We start from the raw sequence: 22,393 nt of genomic DNA on the forward strand, positions 1-22,393 counted from the left end.
GAGGAACCGGCCGGCCATCATCGAGAACGAGGAGTCGACAGCGCCTGTGGCTAACGACAATACAGATATTCTGGCAGTTGACCCCGCAGCCGGTGATGCCGGCGGTCCTGACGCACCAGCGGAAGCGGCCACCCCACGGGAGTACGGCGCCAGCGACATTACTGTCCTCGAAGGCCTGGAAGCGGTGCGCAAACGCCCCGGTATGTATATCGGTTCCACCGGTCCCCGCGGCCTGCACCACCTGGTGTACGAAGTGGTGGACAACTCGGTCGATGAGGCACTGGCCGGCTACTGCACCCACATCGAGGTAGTCCTGCAGGCCGACGGGGGCGTCAAGGTGGTCGATGACGGCCGCGGTATTCCTGTGGACATGCACCCCACCGAGCACAAGCCAACGGTTGAAGTGGTCATGACTATCCTGCACGCCGGCGGTAAGTTCGGTGGCGGCGGTTATGCAGTGTCCGGCGGCCTCCACGGTGTTGGCATCTCCGTGGTGAACGCCCTGTCCAGCCGGGTGGATACAGAGGTCCGCCGTCAGGGGCATGTTTGGCGGATGTCCTTTGCCAACGGTGGCAAGCCCCAGGGCAGCCTGGTCCAGGGTGAGGAAACGGAACGCACCGGCACCACACAGACCTTCTACCCCGATGCAGAGATCTTCGAAACCACCGAGTTCGATTTCGAAACCCTCCGCGCACGCTTCCAGCAGATGGCCTTCCTCAATAAGGGCCTGCGCATCACCCTCACCGATGAGCGCGTGGCTACCCAGGACGAGTCCGACGCCGATCCGGACCTGGACGGCATGGTCACCGAAGGCGAGATCAGCGCCGAGCACCGCACCGTGGTGTACCAGTACGACGAAGGCCTGCTGGACTACGTCAAGCACCTGAACTCCGGCAAGAAGGTCGATGTGGTCCACGAGGACGTCATCGCCTTCGAAACGGAGGACAAGGACCGCAAGATCGCCCTGGAAATGGCGATGCAGTGGACGAACGCCTACTCCGAGAGCGTCCACACCTACGCGAATACCATCAACACCCACGAAGGCGGCACCCACGAAGAGGGTTTCCGCGCGGCCATGACGTCCCTGGTCAACCGATACGCCCGGGAAAAGGGCATCATCAAGGAAAAGGACGACAACCTCACCGGCGACGACATCCGTGAGGGTCTGACCGCCGTTATTTCGGTGAAGCTCTCCGAACCGCAGTTCGAAGGCCAGACCAAGACGAAGCTTGGCAACTCCGAGGTCAAGGGCTTCGTCCAGCGAGTAGTGACGGACGGCCTGGGCGACTGGCTGGAACGCAACCCCGGCCCCGCCCGCGATGTCATCCGGAAGGCCATTTCAGCCGCCCAGGCACGCATGGCAGCACGAAAGGCCCGCGACAACGCACGCCGGAAGAGTCCGTTGGAATCCTTCGGCATGCCCGGAAAGCTCTCCGATTGCTCGTCCAAGGATCCGGAAAAGTGCGAGGTCTACATTGTGGAGGGTGACTCTGCAGGCGGTTCCGCCAAGCGCGGCCGGAACCCCGAGACGCAGGCAATCCTTCCGTTGCGCGGAAAGATCCTCAACGTTGAACGCGCGCGCCTGGATAAAGCCCTTGGCAACGCCGAAGTGCAGTCCATGATCACTGCCTTCGGCACGGGCATTGGCGAGGACTTCGACCTCGCCAAGCTGCGGTACCACAAGATCGTGCTGATGGCCGATGCCGACGTTGACGGCCAGCACATCACCACACTGCTGATGACGCTGCTGTTTCGCTACATGCGGCCCCTGATCGAAAACGGCTACGTCTACCTTGCCCAGCCCCCGCTGTACCGCATCAAGTGGTCCAACGCCCCGCACGACTACGTCTACAGCGACCGCGAACGCGACGCCAAACTGGTCTCCGGCCAGGCAGCAGGCCGCCGCATCCCCAAAGACAACGGCATCCAGCGCTACAAGGGCCTCGGTGAAATGGACTACACGGAACTGTGGGACACCACCATGGACCCGGACAACCGGACCCTGCTCCAGGTCACCATGGACGACGCCCTCGCCGCCGACCAGATCTTCTCGGTCCTGATGGGCGAAGACGTGGAGTCACGGCGCAACTTCATCCAGCAGAACGCCAAGGACGTCAGGTTCCTCGATATCTAGGACATAGCTCCTATATTCGATAACCGACATATACCTGAAACGGAAAAAACAAAATGAGCGACGAAACACCCGAGAACCCGGCCCCCGAGGCCGGGAATCCGGAGACCGTTCTTGAAGGCGATGTGCTGATCGACCGCGTGGAGCAGGTGGATCTGCAGACGGAAATGCAGCGGTCCTACCTGGACTACGCCATGGCCGTCATCGTGGGACGAGCCCTCCCGGACGTCCGGGACGGACTCAAGCCCGTGCACCGCCGCGTTCTCTACGCGATGTTCGACGGCGGCTACCGGCCCGACCGTTCGTTCAACAAGTGTGCCCGCGTGGTGGGCGAGGTCATGGGCCAGTACCACCCGCACGGTGACACTGCGATCTACGACGCCCTGGTACGCCTCATCCAGGACTGGACCATGCGGTACCCGCTGGCCCTCGGCCAGGGCAACTTCGGCTCGCCGGGCAACGATGGCGCAGCCGCCCCCCGTTACACCGAAACCAAGATGGCCCCCCTGGCCATGGAAATGGTGCGGGACATCGACGAGGAGACCGTCGACTTCCAGGACAACTACGACGGCAAGAACCAGGAACCCACCATCTTGCCGGCCCGTTTCCCCAACCTGCTGGTCAACGGGTCCTCGGGCATCGCCGTCGGTATGGCCACCAACATTCCACCGCACAACCTGCGCGAAGTGGCGGACGGCGTGCAGTGGTACCTTGCCAATCCGGCGGCAACCCGCGAGGAACTGCTGGAGGAACTCCTCCGCCGCGTAAAGGGACCCGATTTCCCCACCGGTGCCACCATCCTGGGCCACAAGGGCATCGAGGATGCGTACCGTACCGGCCGTGGCTCGGTCACCATGCGTGCCGTGGTCAACGTCGAAGAGCTGCAGAACCGCACCTGCCTGGTGGTCACCGAACTGCCATACCAGGCAAACCCGGACAACCTGGCCATCAAGATTGCCGAACTGGTCAAGGACGGCAAGATCCAAGGCATTGCCGACCTCCGCGATGAGACGTCGGGACGTACCGGCCAGCGCCTGGTCATCGTCCTCAAGCGCGATGCCGTGGCCAAGGTTGTGCTGAACAACCTTTACAAGCACACGGAACTGCAGAGCAACTTCTCGGCCAACATGCTGGCCATTGTGGACGGTGTTCCGCGCACCCTGAGCCTGGATGCCTTCATCCGGCACTGGGTCACCCACCAGATGGACGTCATTGCACGCCGGACCCGCTACCGCCTGCGCAAGGCGGAAGAAGAAGCGCACATCCTGCGGGCGCTGCTGAAGGCATTGGACATGTTGGATGAGGTCATCGCCCTGATCCGCGCATCCAACACCACCGAAGCAGCCCGCGACGGCCTGATGGAGCTGCTCGACATTGACGAACTGCAGGCCCGGGCCATCCTGGACATGCAGCTGCGCCGCCTTGCAGCCCTGGAACGCCAGAAGATCCAGGACAGGCACGCCGAACTTGAGGCCCTGATCGCCGAATACAACGCGATCCTCGCTTCTGAAGAGCGCCAGCGCGGGATCATCAGCACCGAGCTGGGCGAAATCGTGGACAAGCACGGCGATGACCGCCGCACCAAGATCCTGATGGGCTTTGACGGTGACATGTCCATGGAGGACCTCATCCCCGAAGAGGAGATGGTGGTCACCATCACCCGCGGCGGCTACGTCAAGCGGACGCGGAGCGACAACTACCGGTCCCAGCAGCGCGGCGGCAAGGGCATCAAGGGTGCCCAGCTGCGCGGCGACGACGTGGTGGAACACTTCTTCGTCACCACCACTCACCACTGGCTCCTGTTCTTCACCAACCTGGGCCGCGTTTACCGCGCCAAGGCTTATGAGCTGATGGAAGCCGGCCGTGATGCCAAGGGCCAGCACGTGGCCAACCTGCTGGCTTTCCAGCCCGACGAACACATCGCCCAGGTGCTGGACCTGAAGGACTACCAGCAGTCGCCTTACCTGGTGCTCGCCACCAAGCGCGGGCTGGTCAAGAAGACCAGGTTGGAGGACTACGACACCAACCGTTCCGCCGGTGTCATCGCCATCAACCTGCGGGACGAAGACGAACTGGTCTCCGCCCAGCTGGTCTCGGAAACCGACGACCTGTTCCTGGTATCCCGCATGGGCCAGTCCATCCGCTTCACCGCCACCGACGACGCCCTGCGTCCCATGGGGCGTGCCACTTCCGGCGTTACCGGCATGAAGTTCCGTGAGGATGATGAGCTGCTGGCCGCCGATGTGGTCACCGACGGGTCCTTCGTGTTCATCGTGACCGAAGGCGGCTACGCCAAGCGCACTGCCGTGGAGGAATACCGCCTCCAGGGCCGCGGCGGCCTGGGTATCAAAGTGGGCAAGTACCAGGAAGAACGCGGCCACCTCGTGGGCGCCCTGATTGTCCAGGAAGAGGACGAAGTCCTGGTGGTCATGGAGGGCGGCAAGGTTGTCCGTTCCTCCGTCGCCGGAGTCCCTGCAAAGGGACGCGACACCATGGGCGTCATCTTTGCCAAGCCGGATAAGAACGACCGCATCATCGAGGTTGCCCGCAACAGCGAACGTGGTCTCGAGGACGAAGAATCAGCGGAGGATGACGTAACGTTGGCTGAAGAATCACCGGCCTTTGAGTCAGAGGACGCCTCGGGCGACGCTGAGCCGAACGACGACAACACGGAGGTAACCGAGTGAGTAATTCCGACTCATTTCCCAAGCCGAACAGCACCGTTCCCGATGGCAACCGGCCCTCGGCGGCACCCCGGGTGAATGCCCCTGTCCGTCCGCAGCAGCGGCCTTCCGCGCCCGCGGGTGCTCCGGGCCAGCGTCCTTCGGTTCCCGGCCAGCGTCCGTCCCAGCCCGGCCAGGGAAGCCAGCAGGGCCAGCCCGGCCAGCGTCCGGCCCAGGGACAACGCCCCGCCTCTGCCGGACCGCGCCCGCAGGGTGCCCCGGGCCAGGGCGGTCCGGGGCTCGTGAAGCCGGCGCCGAAGGCCAAGGCACGCCGTGCCCGCCTGCTCATCAGTAAGGTAGACCCTTGGTCCGTCCTGAAGATGGCGTTCCTGTTGTCTGTAGCCCTGGGAATCGTCACGGTCGTGGCAGCCATCGTGCTGTGGACCGTCCTGGATCTCACGGGCATCTTCGACCAGGTGGACAGCCTGCTCGGCACGCTGGCAGGTTCCGAGGGCGGCGGCTTCGAACTGAAGAAGGTGGCCTCACTGGGCCAGGTAGCCTCCTTCGCCACGATCATCGCCGTGGTGAACGTGGTCCTGCTGACCGCGTTGTCCATGCTCTCGGCTGTCCTCTACAACATCTCTGCCACCCTGGTGGGCGGCATCGGCGTGACCCTCACCGACGATTAGGACACCGCTTCCACCGGCCCCGGAGCCGGTGGAAGAGCCCGATTTGAGATCGGGCCGGGATGTGCTGTAAAGTCATGTCTCGGCCCGATGAGGCATCGGGGCGTATAGCTCAGGCGGTTAGAGCGCTTCGCTGATAACGAAGAGGTCCCAGGTTCAAGTCCTGGTACGCCCACGGAACCTGTGCAGGTTCAAGTTGAGGTTTGTTTGCGGAACACTGCAGCAGGCCGGAACGGGGAGCATGTGAAGAAGTTGCTTGTACTGGCAGCGGCGATCGCAGGCGTCCTGCTCTACCGGAAAGCACAGGAATCCGAAGCCCGGAAAGATGTCTGGAGCAAGTCCACCGACACGGTGAACTAGGCCGGACACCCGGTCCGGGAGCTGGTCAAAGGCTCCGCGGTTCTAGGGTATGATTGACGGGTTGCTTCTTATGGGGGCATGGCGCAATTGGTAGCGCACCTGCTTTGCAAGCAGGGGGTTCGGGGTTCGAGTCCCCGTGCCTCCACCATAAGAAAGTCCCGGTCCGCGGAAATGCGGACCGGGACTTTTGCTTTGTCAGCCTTATTTCCGGTGATGGCCATAGCGTGAGGGGGTAGTGCGGTGACCCTGTTCATTGCAGCCATGGGTGTCCTGGGCGTTGCATCGTCCGGGCCGCTGATCGCAGCCACCCTTGGGGCCACCAGCGTCAGTGCCCTGGCCATTGCCTTCTGGCGCAACGCCATCGCAGCGGTGGTGATGGCAGGTCCCACCCTGGTCCGAGAGCCGCGCAGGTTCGGCAGCATCACCGGACGCGAGTTCCGCTGGTCCCTTCTTGCCGCCGTCGCCCTCGCCCTGCACTTCGCCTGCTTCATCACGTCCCTCCAGCTCACGTCCGTGGCCGCCGCTACGGCGCTCGTTTGCCTGCAGTCGGCCTGGATTGCCATTTTCCAGCTGCTGCGCGGCACCCGGCACCGCTGGCAGGTGCTTGCAGGGCTGGGGATCGCTTTCGGCGGGGTCGTCGCCATCACAGGATTCGACATGGGATCGTCGCCTGAGGCGCTGCTGGGTGACATGCTGGCGCTGGCCGGCGGAGCCTTGGCGGGGCTGTACACACTAGCGGGCGGCAAGGCCCGGCAAAGCATGACCACCGGCACCTACACGGCGCTCTGCTACGGCATGTGTGCTGCCCTGGTGGCGGTGCTCGCCCTGGCCACCGGGCAGCCGCTCGCCGGGTTCGACGCCGGAGGCTGGCTGGGGATCCTCGCCATCACGGTGTGCGCCCAACTGGTGGGGCATACCGCCTTCAACCACCTCCTGGCGACCATGAGCCCGCTGCTGGTCTCCATGATCATCCTCCTGGAGATTCCCGGTGCAGCCCTCCTGGCCTCTGTGTTCCTTGGTGAGACCCTGCCGGCGGGGACTTACGCCGGGCTGGGCCTGATCATGGTGGGGCTCGCCGTCGTGGTGGCCGGGCAAAGGTCCGGAAGGGCACGGCTCCGGAGCAAGGCACCCGGCGACGAGCCGGCGTCGGACCGGATCGCGGAGCTCGGTACGGACTAGGGGCCTGCGAAGGCAGGCTACTGGCCGCCGCGCCGGACCGGCTGGGCCGTGTTGACCGTGTGGATGGCCCGCAGCAGCTTGGCGGGAAAGTAGACCGAAAAGAAGACCACCATGGGCGCCTTCAGCGCCATCTTTTTAACGTTGTGCGCCTTGTACGTGCGGTCGAACCGGGTGACGTAATAGCGATAGTCCCGCGGGGAGTCCTCGAGCCTGCGTGCGGACATCCCGGACACCATCTGCGGCCAGTATTGGACCTTCAGGTCGTGCTCGGCCAGGTGGAGGGACAAGTCGATGTCCTCATGCATCTCATCTTTCTCATCCCGGCACGTTTCGGCACGGATAGTGTTCCACGCGGTGGACCGCAGTGCCATGTTGGAGCCGAACAGGAAGTGGTACTGCTGCTTCGCCAATTTCAGCATGAGCTGGCGCATCTTGTCGTCGGCCTTCAGTCCGAAGCGCCGCATGGGCATGTCGTAATAGACCACCGGGCCTGTGGCGGCCTGCACCGATGGGTCCTGAAATGCCTTCTGGACCTGTTCCACCCAATCCGGCTCCACCACCGAGTCCGCGTCGATCCGGCCGAGGACGTCCCCGGTGGCGTGGTCGAGGCCGAAGTTCCGGGTGGGGATGAGGCCCTGCTCGCTGTCCTGGGTCAGCAGCAGGATGGGACTTTCCGGGTACTCCAGCTGCATCTGCCGGACAATGGCGGCGGTCCGGTCCGTTGAGAGGTTGTCCACCACGATGATCTCGTGCGCGGGCACGGACTGGTAGATGGCAGCGATGAGGCACTGCCGGATGACGCTCTCCTCGTTGTACGCCGGGATCACAACGGACACGCGGGGCAACTCGGCTGCGTCGTTCAAGGGATCCCCAGAGGATTGATCGGCTGACATCAGTCCAAATCTAGCATTGCTGCCTTTCCCGCCCGGGAGCCGGCCGGCACCTCTCCCAAACGGCGTGACGGCCTGGGAAAACAGCAGCAGGGGTCCCGTTCCGAAGAACGGGACCCCTGCTGTGGACGTGCTGGACCGGGATCAGGCCTGCGTGGTGCCCTTATCCCCGTTGTGGATGCTGTTGGCGATGTTGCGGGTGGCCGTCTTCGCATCGGTTGCCACCTTGGGAGCAGCGTCTGCTGCATCTTCGGCAACGTGCTTGGCTTTGTCGGCTGCGTCCTCTGCCTTTTCCTTGGCCGCATCGGCAGACTCGGATACCTTGTCAGCGCCGGCCGCAGCGAAGGAGCCTGCCGCGTCCGATGCCTTTTCGGCCGCATCGGCGGTGGTTTCCTTGACCTCGTTGACCGTGGTGGCCGGAACCGGGGCGGGCGTGGGCGTCACGGGCGAGGGCGTCTTCCACGGATCCTCGACGGGCTTTGAGGCCTTCCAGGCGGCAACTCCAGCAGCGACCGCTGCGGCGATAACGCCGAACACCAGCCAGCCGCGCTTCTTCTTCGGCTCCGGCTTGGCCAGCTGGATGCCTACGCTGCGACCGGCCTCGGCGGCAGCTGCCTTCAGCTGGGTGCCGGTGGCCTGCGCCTGCTCCTGGATGGAATGAACGATTCCGGCGTCACCAAGCCGCTGGGCGACGGCGTCAACGCGGGCCGGAGCGCCTTCGAGCGTGCGGTGAACGGCCTCAGAGGCGACACCGAGCTGGTCCGAGAGCCTGGGCAGGTATTCAACAACTACGCGGTCGCGGGCATTGAGGACCACGGGGGTGGCCTTGTCCAGTGCCTCGTGAAGCTTGGGGGATGCACTCTCGACAACGTCGTTGATCCTGGGCGCCAGCTGCGCCAGGCCGTCCTGGAGCCGCGGGGTCACGGTGGCCACGCCGTCGGCAAGGTTGTGGGCGGCGGACTTCAGCCCCTCCTGGATTTTGGGTGATGCTGTGTCCAGGCCGTGCTGCAGGCGGGGAACTGCCCAGTCAACAGCGGCTTCCACGCGGGGGGTTGCCCAGTCTTTGGCATTTTCCACGGCATGGGTGACCGACTGCTCAAGGTCACGGGCAATACGATCAGACTTCTTCACAACTACCTCCCGATTAATATGACGGTGCTGTGGTTAGCCTACGTGCCTGAGACTTCACGGGCTATTCACTCTGCGGATTTCAGGGGGATTTCACCCAGCGCGGAACTGGTACAGGGGCCGCCAACGTCATAGTCCGCCATGGAAGAATGGGCCCTATGACTGCCATCGCAACCGCAAAAGCAACCATCCACACCAGCCTCGGCGACATCGTGGTAAACCTCTTCGGCAACCACGCGCCCAAGACCGTCAAGAACTTCGTTGGACTCGCCACTGGCGAGCAGGACTGGACCCACCCGGAGACGGGCGAGGCCAAGACCGGCACCCCGCTGTACAACGGAACCATCTTCCACCGCATCATCAAGGACTTCATGATCCAGGCCGGCGACCCGCTGGGCCGCGGCACCGGTGGCCCCGGCTACCGCTTTGATGACGAGATCCACCCCGAACTGAGCTTCAACCAGCCCTACAAGCTGGCAATGGCGAACGCCGGCATCCAGATGGGCAAGGGCACCAACGGTTCGCAGTTCTTCATCACCACCATCCCCACCGACTGGCTGCAGGGCAAGCACAGCATCTTCGGTGAAGTGGCCGACGACGAATCCAAGAAGGTCGTTGACGCTATTGAGGGCGTCCGCACCGGCATGGGCGACCGCCCGGTGGAGGATGTCACCATCAACAGCATCGACATCGAACAGCTGTAATCCCGCACCATGAGCTACGGAATTCCGTCGGCCGAGCCGTCCGCCCAGGACCCGGTATGCCCCCGGCACCCTGACAGGCCCTCCTACGTGCGCTGCCAGCGGTGCGGGCGTCCCGCGTGCCCCGACTGCCAGCGGGCGGCCGCCGTCGGATTCCAATGCGTTGACTGCGTCAACGAAACACGGCGTACGACGCCGGAAGTCCGGTCGGTCTACGGCGGCGCCGTTGCCACGGGCAAGCCCATGGTGACGTTCGGGATTATCGCGGTCTGCGCGGTGCTGTACGTCCTGCAGTGGATCATCCCCAACGACGCGGTTTATCAAAGCCTGGGTTTTGCAAATATTTACGCCGAACCGCGGTACGGCGAGTTTGAGCCGTGGCGGATGCTCACGGCAGCATTCCTGCATTCCCAGGGATTCATCCTGCACATCGCATTGAACATGTACATGCTGTGGATCTTTGGGCAGGCATTGGAGCCCCTCTTGGGCCGGGTCCGTTTCCTGGCGGTGTACCTGCTGTCTGCCTTGGGCGGTTCAGTGGGGTACCTGCTCCTCACGCCCCTCTACGTTCCCGGCCAGCCCCTGTACGGAGTGGTAGGCGCCTCGGGTGCCATCTTCGGTCTCTTCGGTGCCATGCTCCTGGTACAACGCCAGCGCGGCGGGGACACGCGCCAGCTGTGGATACTGATCGCCATTAACGGCGCCATCGGCTTCCTGGTCCCGCAGATCGCCTGGCAGGCCCACCTCGGCGGCCTGGTCACGGGCGCCTTGTGCGCGGCCGTGATCGCGTACACGCCACGCGGGCCGCGCCGGGGGCTGGTTCAGGCCGTGGGCCTGCTGGCGGTCCTGGCGCTCCTCGCAGCAGCTGTATGGGTGCGCGTCTCCATCTGATGTAGTCCACGCGGGCGTGACGCCCGGAACCCCCAGCCTCCTTGTGGAGACTGGGGGTTTTCTTTATCCACAGCCCTTATCCACATTGTTAATAACTTACAAGCGTGTAGTTCGGAGCCAAGACGCCGTGAAACCGCCTGCTGGCATGGCAGGGACAGTACAGAGCCGAATTTTCTCCACATCTGTGGATAACTGCTGGGGATAGGGCTGTGCTTAAGTGGACAAAACCGCACCTTCCCGGCTCCGCTGTGGATAACTCTGGCTTATTGGGCTTTACCTGGCACTTTTGCAGCGCTCAAGCGCCGTCCGTCAACAGCTTTTGCACACTGTTAATAAGTCACAGACCTCTAAGACCACGGTGAAAAATCCCCGGATTACCGCGGTTTGGGGGATTCAGCGGCAGGAGCCTCCACGGAATCCACAGCTGTGGATAAGTTGTGGGTATTCCTTTGTTGGTAAGTGGAAAACACCCAGGTCCCGCTCAACGCCAGCAAGCTGGCCGCCGGATTCAGGTTCCAGCGCTCGGAGCTGGGGATAGAGCCCCGCGTTCCTGTGGGTACCGGCGGGTAACTCCGGTGCCGGCGATTTATCCACAGGGTATTCCACAGTGTTAATAACTGCATCCCAGCCGCGGGTTTCCCGGAAAGCCCGGCTTCCGCGGGCCTGGAGGGGCAAGCCAAGGACGGAACAAGCGTTATCAACACTGTGGATAACTTTCCCCACAGGCCAAAGCGCCGGAGACAACAAAACCCCCGCTGCCGGCGTCCGGCAACGGGGGGTTCGGATTGGGACCCAGGACTCAGGACGGCAGCGGCCACACGCCCGAGGAGCCCCGCCGGTGGCTATTCACAAGGTGTGTGTCCACCATGCCGATGGCCTCCATGAGGGCGAACATGGTGGTGGGGCCAACGAAGGCAAACCCCTTCCGGCGGAGCGCCTTGGACAGCGCTACGGATTCCACCGACTGAGTGGGGATATCCGCGTACGCCGTGGGCTGCGGAGTGGTGGAAGGCTGGAATCCCCAGACGAAATCCACCAGCCCGCCCTCTTCCCGCAGGGCGATGGTGGCGCGGGCATTCTTGATGGTGGCAACAATCTTCAGCCGGTTCCGGACAATGCCGGAGTCCTGCATGAGGCGGTCCACGTCGCCGTCCGTGTACAAGGCCACGGCGTCGGGGTTGAAGTCGGCGAAAGCGGTGCGGAACGCTGGCCGCTTCCGGAGGATGGTGGCCCAGGAGAGGCCTGATTGGAAGCCCTCAAGGCAGATCCGCTCGTACAGGCCGTGCTCGTCCCGGACGGGCAGGCCCCATTCCTGGTCGTAATAGGTCCGCATCAGCGGATCCGTGGAGGCCCACGCCGGCCGCGCCAGGCCGTCGTCGCCCACTATGAGGTCAGCACTCGGTGACATGGCCGGCCTTCGTCAGGAACGGTTGCGGCGGTGCGTGGCGGGCATGGTTCAGGAGCGCCAGCGTGTGGTCATCATGAAGCCTACGATGGCGATGCCAAAGCCGGCGACGATGTTCCAGGAGCCCCACGGCTGCACGGGAAAACGACCCTCGCTGATGTAGAACGTGATGATCCAGAACAGGCCGATGATCATCAGTCCGAACATGACCGGCTTGAACCACACCGGGTTCGGCTTGTAGGCGTCCGGTGCGGCCTTTTCTGCGGTGCTGGCGGCCTTCTTACGGGGCTTTGACTCGGGCACTGGCTCTCCTTGGCGGCTGTCAAGTACGGCGTCCGGGGCTTGATATCCTACAAGAAGGAAATTGCCAGCGGTCTGCTCGATCTTGGTCAATTCTTACTAGCAGCCAATTCTAGCCGGAGTTCCCGGGCCGCCGGTGCCCATTGGAACCGCCCCCGAGGAGAACGCGTGGTATTGCAGGAGAAGGCGAGGCCCGCCGCCCCGCCCACTGCCGGCGTCGTCATCCTTCGCGGCGCAGTACAGGTGGCTGGTGAACTGCTCATCACCGCCGGCGTGATCCTCTTGCTGTTCGTGGCGTGGCAACTGTGGTGGACGAACGTTGAATCCGACGCCAAACAGAGCGAAGTCATCAAGGAATTCGCCCAGGACCTCGGCGCTGCGCCAGCTCCGGCGCCCACGGCCCCGCCCGCAGAAGGCGAGGATTTCGGCGAGCCCGTGGTGGGTGCCGCCCCCGGCCACGCCGGAACCATCGGAATCATGTACATCCCGAGGTTCGGACCTAATTACACACGGCCCATTGTGCAGGGAACCAGCCAGGATGTCCTGGATACCCTTGGCCTGGGGCACTACGACTCGACGGCCATGCCGGGGGCCGTAGGAAACTTCGCCGTTGCCGGCCACCGGCAGACCCACGGTGCGGTGCTGGACAACATCCACACGCTGGTGCCGGGAGACAAGATCTACGTCCAGACCAAGGACGGCTACTACACCTACATTTTCCGGAACAACCAGATCGTGATGCCTTCGCGCACCGACGTCCTGGCCCCGGTGCCCACCCTCCAGGGCGTGGCCCCCACGGAAAGGTTCCTCACCATGACCAGCTGCAACCCGCGGTTCGGCGCGGAGGAACGCATCATCGCCTACGCCCTGATGGACAGTTGGCGTCCCGGCTCGGCCGGACCGCCCGCTGAGATTGCCACGCAGGTGGCCGCAGCGATCGGGAAGGGCTGAGCATGTACGGCTGGATCTTCCGCCACCTCCCGGGGCCGCTCTGGCTGCGGATCGTCACAGCAGTGGTGCTGGTGGCGGCCGCACTGGTATTGATGGTCCAGTTCCTGTTTCCCTGGATGTCCGAGTACACCCAATTCACCGACTCAACGATTGGTGCAGCAAGCCAGCCATGACCACAACCAAGATCCTCGTGGTGGATAACTACGACAGCTTCGTCTACACCCTGGTGGGCTACCTCCAGGAACTCGGCGCCGAGACCACAGTGGTCCGCAACGACGACGTCACACTCGCCGAAGCGATCGAACTTGCCGGCGCGCGTGACGGCGTCCTGGTGTCACCGGGCCCCGGCAACCCTGCCGAGGCGGGCATCTGCATTGAACTGATCAAGTGGTGCGGTGAAAACAGCGTCCCCATGTTCGGCGTTTGCCTGGGCCACCAGGCACTGGCAGAGGCCTTCGGCGGGAAGGTGACACATGCCCCCGAGCTCATGCATGGCAAGACCTCGCAGGTGGAACACATCGGAACCAGCGTGTTTACCGGCCTCCCCTCCCCCATCACCGCTACGCGCTACCACTCCCTGGCGGCAGTCCGTGAGTCCATTCCGGATGTCCTGGAAGTCACCGCGCAGACGGCGTCCGGCGTGGTCATGGGGCTGCAGCACCGCACGGCCCCGCTGTGCGGAGTGCAGTTCCACCCGGAATCCGTCCTGACAGAAGGCGGTTACCAGATGCTGGGCAACTGGCTCGAATCGTTGGGAATGGCCGGGGCGGCTGCGCGGGCAGCCAAGCTGAGCCCACTGATCCAGCACTGAGGAGCCCATCCCCGGGATGAACGGCTGGGCCGGCTCATCCCGCCGGGGTGCCGGCTAATCCCGGTCCCTGTTGCCCTTCGTTGAGGTGGGGGTCGGCGTCGGAGTCGCGGTGGGCGGTGGCGGCGGTGCTTTGGCCACCACGATGGTGATGGTCTTTCCCTGCTCCACCGCCGCATTGACGGCGTCGCTTTGGTCCGTCACCCGGCCCGCCTCAACCTGGCCGTTTTCCGTTTCGACGACATTCGGCACCAGGCCCAGGTCCTTCAGCGCTGCTTCCGCCTCCTCGCGGGTGCGGCCGCGGAGCTCCGGAACCGCCACCTTGCCCGTGGAAACCACCAGTTCAACGGTGGTGCCAACGCCAACACTTTGCCCCGGTGCGGGACTGGTGGTGATCACGATACCGGCCGGCACGGTTGCGCTGTTGGCCGTGGTGGTTGACGGCGCACCCACCAATCCCACCTGGCGCAGGACATCACGGGCTGCGGCCTCCGTCGAACCGGGGATGGTTTCCGGGATCTTCACCGCGCTGGGGCCCTCGGAAATGTTCAGGATCACCTCTGCGCCCGGATCGAGTTTCTCGCCGGACACCGGGTCGGTGCCGATCGCGATGCCCTTGGGGACGGCGTCGTTTTGCGAACGCGTAATCTTCGGCTTCAAGTTGGCGTTGTATAGCTCCTGCAGCGCTGCGGACTCTGTCATGGAGGCCACCGCCGGGATGTCTACCTTCGGCGGGGGCGGCGCAGGCCGGTTCACCACGCTGTAAACCCACAGGCCGCCACCGGCCAGGATGAGCACGGTGAAGATCACCAGGGTTGCAATCCACGCCCGACGCCGGGACTTCTGCCGCGGGGAAGGCTCGCGTTCCGGGGAGAGGCCCAGTGGCAGGGCCTCAGCGTCGCCGGGCTCGTCCGCAACGCTCAGCGGTGCCCGGGTGCCGCCGTCGTTCCCCCCCGTGACGGCGAGGCGGCCGGTGGGCGCATCGTCCAGGAAACCGGCGCCCGCGGCGGCAGCGAAGGCCTCCGTTGGCGGGCTGTCCGGTGCCGGTACATGGTCATTGGGGTCCGTGGGGGCTTCGGAAGCCGGTACCGCGGGTACCGCGACGCCGGACCGGGCCGCCCGGAGGGCGCGCTGGAAGGCTGCCGCGTCCTGGAACCGGTCGTCGCGGTTCTTTTGCAGCGCCTTGGCCATGACGGTGTCGAGCGCCGCTGAGACCTCGGGATTGAGGCTGCTGGGCGGCGCCGGGATTTCCCGGACGTGCTGGTAAGCCACGGAAACGGGGCTGTCGCCGATGAACGGCGGCCTGGAGGTCAGCATTTCGTAGAGCAGGCAGGCAGCCGAGTACAGGTCGCTGCGGGCATCAACGGTTTCACCCCGGGCCTGTTCCGGCGAGAGGTACTGGGCCGTGCCCACCACGGCCTGCGTCTGGGTCATGGTGGCCGAGGAGTCTGCCATGGCGCGTGCGATCCCGAAATCCATCACCTTGATGGAATTGGTTGCCTTGCAGTACATGACGTTGGCGGGCTTGATATCCCGGTGGACGATGCCTGCACGGTGGCTGTACTCGAGGGCCCCGAGAACACCCAGCGTATAGTCGATCGCCTGGCCGATGCTGACTTCCTTGGCCCGGATGAGGTCCCTCAGCGTCCGGCCGTCCACGAACTCCATCACGATGTACGGCAGCCGGACCGATTCCTCCGAACCGTCGTGGACCTGCTGTTCACCGGTGTCGTAGATGGCCACGATGGACGAGTGGTTAAGCGCGGCGACGGACTGTGCTTCACGCTTGAAGCGTGCTTGGAACTGGGGATCCCGGGCCATATCAGGCCGCAGGATCTTGATGGCTACCGTCCGCCCGAGCCTCGTGTCCGTACCGCTGTAGACGTCCGCCATGCCACCGCGTCCAATGAGCCCTCCCAGCTCATAGCGGCCGCTCAGGACACGCTTGTTGTCCACCGGGACATTGTCCTCCCGGTGGAGCGGTGCACGCGATGACTCGTTCACGTTCAGGTCCGTTTACCGTGCGCAGGTGGGCGGGGTGCCCGGCTCCTGGCCGGTGGAACAGGTGGGCAGGGGCAGCTGCGGGGAGGGAGCTGACTGCGCGGTGGAGGGGGCCGTCGCGGTCGGTGCCTCCGAGGTGGGTGCCTGGGAGGTGGGCGCCGGCGACGGCGCGATGGCGTAGGTGACGGTGATGGTTGAGCCCGCAGGGACGGGACCCGTGGGATTCAGGTCAAGGACGGTACCGGGATCTTCGGAGCTCTCCTGCTGGACGCCATTGACCACCAGACCCAATGCGGACAGTTCCGACTGGACGGTGCGGTAGTCCTTGCCGAGGTACGCATCCGGGATCACGTTCACGGTTTCCTGGGTGGGCGTGGGCGTCGGGGTGGGCGTATCCTGCGTCGGGGTCGGGCTGGGTGCCTGCGATGTCCTGGTGGGTGTGGCGCTGGTGGTCTTCGGGCTGCTTGAGGTGGCAACCGACGTGGGGCTGTTGGACGGCGAGAACACCCCCATGTTGTTGAGCAGGAAGCCCACCAGGGCGAACAGGACGAGCAGGATCAAGGCAATCAGGGGCCACGTCCACGGGCTGCGGCCCTTGCGCTGTGGCTGATCGGCCGGCTCGTCGTCGTACGTGGTCTCTTCATGGTCCCAGTTACGCTCGGCGGCCAGTGCGTTGGCGCGGGCCAGGGGGCCCTGGGGTGCGTTGCCGTCCGCGGCGTCGCCATCAGCGGCGTTCGCTGCGGCAGCACCGGCGGCCGCTCCGGCTGCGGCGGCTCCCACCACCGGGAGCGCGGACGTGGCAGTCGGTGAGGAATCCCGCTGTGCACCGATCACGCCGGTGGGAGCGGTGGCAGTATCCACCGGTGCGGTGATGGGGCCGGTGTCCGGCGCGTCGAAGAGCAGCATGCCGGGTACTGCGGCGCGGGCTGCGCCGACGTCCCCGTTGCGGATGGCTTCAGCGGCCTCGGCGAGCTTAATGGCGTTAGCCGGCCGGTTCTTCGGGTCCTTGGCCAGCATGGACATCAGGAGCGCGCGGACCGGTGTAGGCAGGGTCTCGGGCAGGGGCGGCGGTGCGTCATTGACCTGTGCCAGGGCGATGGCGATCTGGGATTCGCCGGAGAAGGGCCGGTGGCCTGTCAGGCACTCGTACCCGATGACGCCGAGGGAGTAGATGTCCGAAGATCCCGTGGCAGTCTGTCCGGTGGCCTGTTCCGGGGCCAGGTACTGGGCGGTGCCCATAACCTGGCCGGTCTGGGTGAGCGGCACCTGGTCGGCCAGGCGGGCGATGCCGAAGTCGGTGACCTTCACGCGCCCGTCCGGCGTGATCAGGAGGTTGCCGGGCTTGATGTCGCGGTGCACCAGGCCCTGGGCGTGTGCAACAGAAAGCGCCCGCGCCGTCTGGGCCATGATGGACAGGGTGCGGTCCGGTGACAGCACGTGTTCATGCTCGATGATGCTGCTGAGGGGCTGGCCGGGCACCAACTCCATGACCAGGTAGGCGGAGCCCTCCTCCTCGCCGTAATCGAAGACGTTGGCGATCCCCACGTGGTTCAGGAGTGCGGTGTGGCGGGCCTCCGCGCGGAACCGCTGCAGGAAGCCGGGGTCCCCGGTGTATTCCTCCTTCAGCACCTTGATCGCGACGATGCGGCCGAGGACGAGGTCCTTTGCTTTCCAGACTTCGCCCATGCCGCCGATCGCGATCCGCGTGGTCAGCTGGAATCTGCCGCCGAGGGTGATTCCGGTTGTAGGCCTCACTTATTCAACACCGCCTCAAAAATTTTCTTCGCGTTCGGACTGGTCAGCTGTGCTCCGGTGGTGATGTCCACGCCCTCCATGACGATGGTGACGCTCACCTGCGGGTTGTTTGCGGGGGCGAAGCCGGTGAACCAGGAGTTGTTGGTGCCGTTGCCCAGCTCCGCGGTTCCGGTCTTCCCCGCCACCTGGACGCCCGGGACGCCTGCTCGGTTCGCAATTCCTTCGCTGACCGCGCTGACCATCCAATCGGTGATCTGGTTGGCGATCTCCGGTGTGGTGGAAGTCCGGAGCTGCTCAGGCTGCGGCTCATCGATGACCCGCAGGTCCGGCGAGCGGAGGGTCTTGATGAGGCTTGGCCGCATCTGCACGCCGTCGTTGGCTATCGCGGACGTCATCATGTTCACCTGCAGCGGGGTGGCGCGTACGTCCTTCTGGCCGATCGCGGACTGGGCAAGGCCAGGTGCGTCGAGCTCGTCCGGGAAGCCGTTGCCGCGGGCGTAGCCGAGCTTGAGCTGGTCTCCCAGGTCCTCGCCAAAGCCGAACTTCTGTGCCTGGGAAGCGATGGCGTCACGGCCCAGGTCCAGGGCGATGCTTGCGAAGGGGGTGTTGCAGGACTGCTGGAGGGCAAACGCGAAACTGGCGGTGTCCCTGGTGTAGCAGTTGCCCCCGGCGTAGTTGGGAAGCCGGTAGGAGATGCCGTCGAAGGGCATTTCGGCGGGGTTGGGAAGGACGCTGTCCGCGTTGTACTTCCCGGAGGAAAGGGCTGCCGCCGTGTCCACGAGTTTGAATACGGAACCAGGGGCCAGCAGTTCACCCGTGGGACCGCTGACATTCTGGTTCAGGTTGATGCCGGGGATCTTCAGGAACTCGTTGATGCTGGCGCTTTCCGCCTCGGGATCCTGGACAGCCACCTTGTTGGGATCGTAGGAAGGCTTCGATGCCATGGCCAGGATGGCACCCGTTTTGGGGTTTGTGACCACGATGGAACCCCGCTGGCCATCGGGAATGAGGCTGTAGGTGAGCTGCTGGAGCTGGGGATCTATGGTGAGCTCAACGGAGGCGCCCTTGGGCTGGTTGCCGAGGAAGAGCTGGCCCACCCGGTCCAGGAACAGCTGGTCCGAGTCACCGGTGAGGACTTCACCCATGGCCCGCTCCAAGCCGGTGGCGCCGTAGTTCTGGGAGAAGTACCCCGTCAGGCCGGCATACAGCTCCGGCTGCGGGTAGGTGCGCTGGAACTTGCAGGTTTCGGAGCCCGTTTCCACGGACTCGGCCACCGGGGTTCCGCCCACGATGATGGCGCCGCGGTCGCTGCAGTAGTTCTGCAGGATGGCACGCTGGTTCAGGGGGTTGGCCTTCAGTTCATCGGCGCCCACCACCTGGACGAAGCTGAGCGCGCCGAAGAGCAGGGCGAACATGGCCACGGCTGCTATCCATGAGTGTCGTATGGCCTGGTTCATGCCTGCTTCACCGCCTCGGTTGGAGTATCAATGCCTGTCGTGTCTGCGCTCTTGGACGGCGGCAGCGGGGTAGTGTCCACCGGGCCGCGGGCTGTGTGCGAAATCAACAGCAGCAGGCCCACGATGATCCAGTTGGCCAGGAGGGAGGATCCACCGGCCGCCAGGAACGGCGTGGTGAGGCCGGTCAGCGGAATCAGGCGGGTAACCCCGCCGATCACCACGAAACACTGCAGAGCCACGGCAAACGAGAGTCCGCAGGCAAGGAGCTTCCCGAAGGCGTCCCGGGTTCCGAGCGCCGCCCGGAAGCCGCGGGTCACCAGCAGCAGGTACATCAGCACGATGGCGAAGATACCGATCAGTCCCAGTTCCTCGCCGAGGGACGCGATGATCATGTCGCTGTTGGCGAAGGGAACCAGGTCCGGCCGGCCCTGGCCCAGTCCGGTGCCCACCAGGCCGCCGTTAGCCATGCCGAAGAGGCCCTGGATCACCTGCCGGCTGCCGTTTTCGTAGACCTCCGGCGTGAAGGCGTTGATCCAGCCGTTGATGCGCTGCTCCACGTGGGAGAACACCCGGGAGGCGACGAAGCCGCCGCCGAGGATCAGGGCCAGGCCGATCACCACCCAGCTGATCCGGCTGGTGGCCACGTAGATCATGACAATGAACAGGCCGAAAAACAGGACGGATGAACCGAGGTCCCGCTGGAAGATCAGCACGCCGATGCTGACCAGCCAAGCGGCGATCATGGGTCCCATGTCCTTGAACCGGGGGAACTGCAGCGGACCGATCTTCCGGCCGGCCAGCAGGATCAGGTCCCGGTTAGAGGAAAGATACCCCGCGAAGAATATGGCCAGGGTGATCTTTGCGACCTCGCCCGGCTGGAACGTCATGGGGCCGAGCCGGATCCACACCCTGGCACCCAGGATTTCCCCGGCACTGATGCCGGGAACGAGCGGCAGGACCAGCAGGAGGGCGCTGGCGGCCAGCGAAATGAACGTGAAGCGGCGGAGGATGCGGTGGTCCTTCAGGAACCAGATGACGGCGATGGCCACTGCCATGGCGATCAGCGTCCAGCGGAGCTGATTGTTGCCAGTATCCGCTCCCGGCGGATCAAGGCGGTGGATCATGGCCAACCCGAGTCCGTTGAGGGCAACCACCAGGGGAAGCATTACCGGGTCGGCATACTTTGCCCGGAAGCGCAGGACACCGTGGAAGGCCAGGGCTGCCACCGCAAGAAGGCTCGACTGGAACCAGAAATCGGAGTCGAAGGCCTTTTCCTTATCCACGCCAACCATCATGTTGGCGCCGATGCCCACGGCAAGGGCGAGGACCAACAACGCAAGTTCAACATTGCGTCGCGGCTTCAGTGCGGTGCTGAGCTGGCTCACTTGGCTCCCTCGCAGTTGACGGTGGGGCTCGGCGACGGAGTGGGGCTGCCGGACGCCGGAGCGGCGGATGGTGCTGCCGCTGACGCCGTAGCCGACGGAGCCGGAGTGGTGGGAACCGGGGTGGGCGACGGCGATGCCGTAGCTGCGGGGCACTCCTCTTCAGGCGAAGTGGTGCCGGTAAGTTCGAGGTTTTTCACGATCCGCTGTGCGTCGTAGAGGTCGCTGGCGGGGACGGTCTGGCGGACCCGCTGCTGGGAGAACTGGGGGAGTGAATCCATCCGGATATCGGTCACGGTTTCCAGGCTGGAGAGCTGGATGGGGCCAAGCCGCTGGGAGACGCCATTGAAGATGGCAACGCGTGAATCGGACTCGCCCACGTAGTAGCGGGTCTGGGTCCAGGCATAGCCGAGCCACAGTCCAATACCCAGGACCACCACCACAGCCGCCGCCACGGACCAGGTGATCCAGCGGCGCGGCTTCAGCGGCACCAGCGTTTCGTCGTCGTCACTGGCGGCCGGTTCAGCCTTGTGCGTGAGTACTGTGGCGGCTCTGCGGGCCACGGTACGTCCGGCGATGGTGGGGATGGAACCGGACTCGGCGGCGGTTGCGGCGGCGCCTACCAGTTCATGGGGACGCGAGGACAGCTCTTCGCGCAGGACTTCGGCGGACAAGTGCTCCCCGAGGTGGGGATCCGTGGATCCCGGGTCTGGTGCCTTGTCTTCCGAAGGTTCGGTATCGGGTTCGCTTCCGCCGGACGCGTGGCCACCCGTCTGCACGGATTTTGCCTCCGTGTCACGGGCATCCGCTGCGTCGGAATCGGAGGCCTCCGGGGTTTCTGCAGCCGGTGCGGCGGACCCGGCGGGCGCGTCAGCGGACTCGGCGGCCTGGGCGGCGGGAATGACGTCGACGGCGGCGGTACTGACGTCGTCAGGCGTTTCCTCCGCAATCTCGAGCATGATGACCGTGACGTTGTCCGGGGAACCGGCCTCCAAGGTGAGGTCCACCAGGGTTTCCACGCATTCGCGGAGGTTCGGGGTTTCCTTGACGGTCCGTTCTACCGCGTGGCCGGCAACATAGTTGAGGCCATCGGAGCAGAGCAGCCAGCGGTCGCCCGGCCGGGCCTCCAAGGTGTCCAGATCCAACTCGGGGCTGGCATCCACATCACCCAGTACCCGCATAAGCACGTTCTTGTGAGGATGAGTTTCCGCTTCTTCAGGCTTGAGCCGGCCCTCATCGATCAGCCGCTGGACGAACGTGTGGTCCACGCTGACTTGTTCAAATTCGCCGTCCCTGAGCCGGTAGGCGCGCGAATCGCCAATGTGGGCAAAGTGCAGCTGGCCTTCCGCGAGCAGCAGTGCTGTCACGGTGGTACCCATCCCGGCAAGCTTGGGATTGATGTGGACCAGCTCGGAGAGCAGGGAATTGGCTGTCTGGATCTCGTCGGCGAGGATGGTGCCGGCGTCACCCTCGTAGTCCGCGCGGTCCAAGTGGATCATGTCCAGGACTGTGGCAGCGGAGGCTACGTCACCGCCGGCATGTCCGCCCATACCGTCCGCTACGACGGCCAGGTGCCGGCCGGCGTAGGCAGAGTCGTCGTTTTTGGAACGGATCCGGCCGACGTCGGACCGGGCCGCGTAGCGCATGATGAGGGGCCGCGGCGCGGGCTGGGGCCCGGTTGCGGGGGTCTCGGAAACGGCCACTG

19 protein-coding genes and 2 tRNA genes are annotated in these 22,393 nt (G+C 64.7%); 12 read left to right on the forward strand and 9 right to left on the reverse strand.

The window, feature by feature from the left end:
• Positions 1 to 46: 46 nt before the first annotated feature.
• The 7 genes from gyrB to UC32_RS10970 all read left to right on the forward strand — a co-directional run bounded on the left by gyrB (position 47) and on the right by UC32_RS10970 (position 7,019).
• Positions 47 to 2,134: a DNA topoisomerase (ATP-hydrolyzing) subunit B gene (gene gyrB / locus UC32_RS10945; RefSeq protein ID WP_045731253.1), complete on the forward strand. Its 2,088-nt coding sequence runs from the start codon at positions 47 to 49 to the stop codon at positions 2,132 to 2,134.
• A 53-nt stretch (positions 2,135 to 2,187) separates the two neighbouring features.
• On the forward strand, positions 2,188 to 4,818 hold the full coding sequence (gene gyrA / locus UC32_RS10950; RefSeq protein ID WP_045731254.1) for a DNA gyrase subunit A: 2,631 nt from the start codon (positions 2,188 to 2,190) through the stop codon (positions 4,816 to 4,818).
• Positions 4,815 to 5,483, forward strand: a complete 669-nt coding sequence (locus UC32_RS10955; RefSeq protein WP_045731255.1) for a DUF3566 domain-containing protein — start codon at positions 4,815 to 4,817, stop codon at positions 5,481 to 5,483. Before gyrA ends, UC32_RS10955 begins: the two co-directional genes overlap by 4 nt.
• 98 nt (positions 5,484 to 5,581) lie before the next feature.
• Positions 5,582 to 5,655, forward strand: a tRNA-Ile gene (locus UC32_RS10960).
• Positions 5,656 to 5,723: 68 nt separating this feature from the next.
• A complete protein-coding gene (locus UC32_RS20955; RefSeq protein WP_208858419.1) occupies positions 5,724 to 5,840 on the forward strand; it encodes a DLW-39 family protein in 117 nt (38 codons plus the stop codon).
• 72 nt (positions 5,841 to 5,912) lie between these two features.
• A tRNA-Ala gene (locus UC32_RS10965) sits at positions 5,913 to 5,988 on the forward strand.
• Positions 5,989 to 6,080: 92 nt separating this feature from the next.
• Positions 6,081 to 7,019: a DMT family transporter gene (locus tag UC32_RS10970; RefSeq protein WP_045731256.1), complete on the forward strand. Its 939-nt coding sequence runs from the start codon at positions 6,081 to 6,083 to the stop codon at positions 7,017 to 7,019.
• 17 nt (positions 7,020 to 7,036) lie between these two features.
• Here UC32_RS10970 and UC32_RS10975 read toward each other — a convergent pair whose 3' ends face one another.
• Positions 7,037 to 7,912 (reverse strand): glycosyltransferase family 2 protein, encoded by an 876-nt coding sequence (locus UC32_RS10975; protein ID WP_045731257.1) that lies wholly within the window; start codon positions 7,910 to 7,912, stop codon positions 7,037 to 7,039.
• Between the two features lie 141 nt (positions 7,913 to 8,053).
• Positions 8,054 to 9,040 carry a hypothetical protein gene (locus tag UC32_RS10980; RefSeq protein ID WP_045731258.1) on the reverse strand — a complete coding sequence of 329 codons (987 nt, stop codon included), beginning with the start codon at positions 9,038 to 9,040 and terminating at the stop codon, positions 8,054 to 8,056.
• Positions 9,041 to 9,195: 155 nt separating this feature from the next.
• Here UC32_RS10980 and UC32_RS10985 point away from each other — a divergent pair, with 155 nt between their 5' ends.
• Positions 9,196 to 9,741, forward strand: coding sequence for a peptidylprolyl isomerase (locus UC32_RS10985; RefSeq protein ID WP_012630752.1), 546 nt, complete (start codon positions 9,196 to 9,198; stop codon positions 9,739 to 9,741).
• Positions 9,742 to 9,750: 9 nt separating this feature from the next.
• A complete protein-coding gene (locus tag UC32_RS10990; RefSeq protein WP_045731259.1) occupies positions 9,751 to 10,629 on the forward strand; it encodes a rhomboid family intramembrane serine protease in 879 nt (292 codons plus the stop codon).
• Positions 10,630 to 11,428: 799 nt separating this feature from the next.
• On the opposite strand, the gene UC32_RS10995 is transcribed toward UC32_RS10990, so the two are convergent.
• Entirely contained in the window at positions 11,429 to 12,037 is a 609-nt protein-coding gene (locus UC32_RS10995; protein WP_045731260.1) for a DNA-3-methyladenine glycosylase I, read from the reverse strand.
• Positions 12,038 to 12,085: 48 nt separating this feature from the next.
• On the reverse strand, positions 12,086 to 12,337 hold the full coding sequence (locus UC32_RS11000; RefSeq protein WP_045731261.1) for a cell division protein CrgA: 252 nt from the start codon (positions 12,335 to 12,337) through the stop codon (positions 12,086 to 12,088).
• Between the two features lie 165 nt (positions 12,338 to 12,502).
• Here UC32_RS11000 and UC32_RS11005 point away from each other — a divergent pair, with 165 nt between their 5' ends.
• From UC32_RS11005 to UC32_RS11015, 3 genes are read left to right on the forward strand one after another with little or no spacing between them, the layout of a single operon-like run.
• Positions 12,503 to 13,285 (forward strand): class E sortase, encoded by a 783-nt coding sequence (locus UC32_RS11005; RefSeq protein WP_045731262.1) that lies wholly within the window; start codon positions 12,503 to 12,505, stop codon positions 13,283 to 13,285.
• A gap of 2 nt (positions 13,286 to 13,287) precedes the next feature.
• On the forward strand, positions 13,288 to 13,458 hold the full coding sequence (locus tag UC32_RS20790) for a hypothetical protein (RefSeq protein WP_045731263.1): 171 nt from the start codon (positions 13,288 to 13,290) through the stop codon (positions 13,456 to 13,458).
• A complete protein-coding gene (locus tag UC32_RS11015; RefSeq protein WP_045731264.1) occupies positions 13,455 to 14,096 on the forward strand; it encodes an aminodeoxychorismate/anthranilate synthase component II in 642 nt (213 codons plus the stop codon). Before UC32_RS20790 ends, UC32_RS11015 begins: the two co-directional genes overlap by 4 nt.
• A 54-nt stretch (positions 14,097 to 14,150) precedes the next feature.
• Here UC32_RS11015 and pknB read toward each other — a convergent pair whose 3' ends face one another.
• Genes pknB through UC32_RS11040 form a run of 5 tightly spaced genes read right to left on the reverse strand, consistent with a single transcriptional unit; the run spans position 14,151 to position 22,391 of the window.
• Positions 14,151 to 16,097 carry a Stk1 family PASTA domain-containing Ser/Thr kinase gene (gene pknB / locus UC32_RS11020; RefSeq protein ID WP_045731265.1) on the reverse strand — a complete coding sequence of 649 codons (1,947 nt, stop codon included), beginning with the start codon at positions 16,095 to 16,097 and terminating at the stop codon, positions 14,151 to 14,153.
• A gap of 12 nt (positions 16,098 to 16,109) precedes the next feature.
• On the reverse strand, positions 16,110 to 17,849 hold the full coding sequence (locus tag UC32_RS11025) for a protein kinase domain-containing protein (RefSeq protein ID WP_045731266.1): 1,740 nt from the start codon (positions 17,847 to 17,849) through the stop codon (positions 16,110 to 16,112).
• A complete protein-coding gene (locus tag UC32_RS11030; protein ID WP_045731267.1) occupies positions 17,846 to 19,306 on the reverse strand; it encodes a peptidoglycan D,D-transpeptidase FtsI family protein in 1,461 nt (486 codons plus the stop codon). Before UC32_RS11030 ends, UC32_RS11025 begins: the two co-directional genes overlap by 4 nt.
• Complete coding sequence (locus tag UC32_RS11035; protein WP_045731268.1) at positions 19,303 to 20,691, reverse strand: FtsW/RodA/SpoVE family cell cycle protein; 1,389 nt, start codon at positions 20,689 to 20,691, stop codon at positions 19,303 to 19,305. The genes UC32_RS11030 and UC32_RS11035 overlap by 4 nt, the downstream gene beginning before the upstream one ends.
• The gene (locus tag UC32_RS11040; RefSeq protein WP_045731269.1) at positions 20,688 to 22,391 is read right to left on the reverse strand and encodes a PP2C family protein-serine/threonine phosphatase; all 1,704 of its coding nucleotides are present in this window, start codon (positions 22,389 to 22,391) and stop codon (positions 20,688 to 20,690) included. The genes UC32_RS11035 and UC32_RS11040 overlap by 4 nt, the downstream gene beginning before the upstream one ends.
• Positions 22,392 to 22,393 lie beyond the last annotated feature (2 nt).

The sequence above is a fragment of the Pseudarthrobacter chlorophenolicus genome (assembly GCF_000962805.1).
Classification (GTDB): Bacteria; Actinomycetota; Actinomycetes; order Actinomycetales; family Micrococcaceae; genus Arthrobacter; species Arthrobacter chlorophenolicus_A.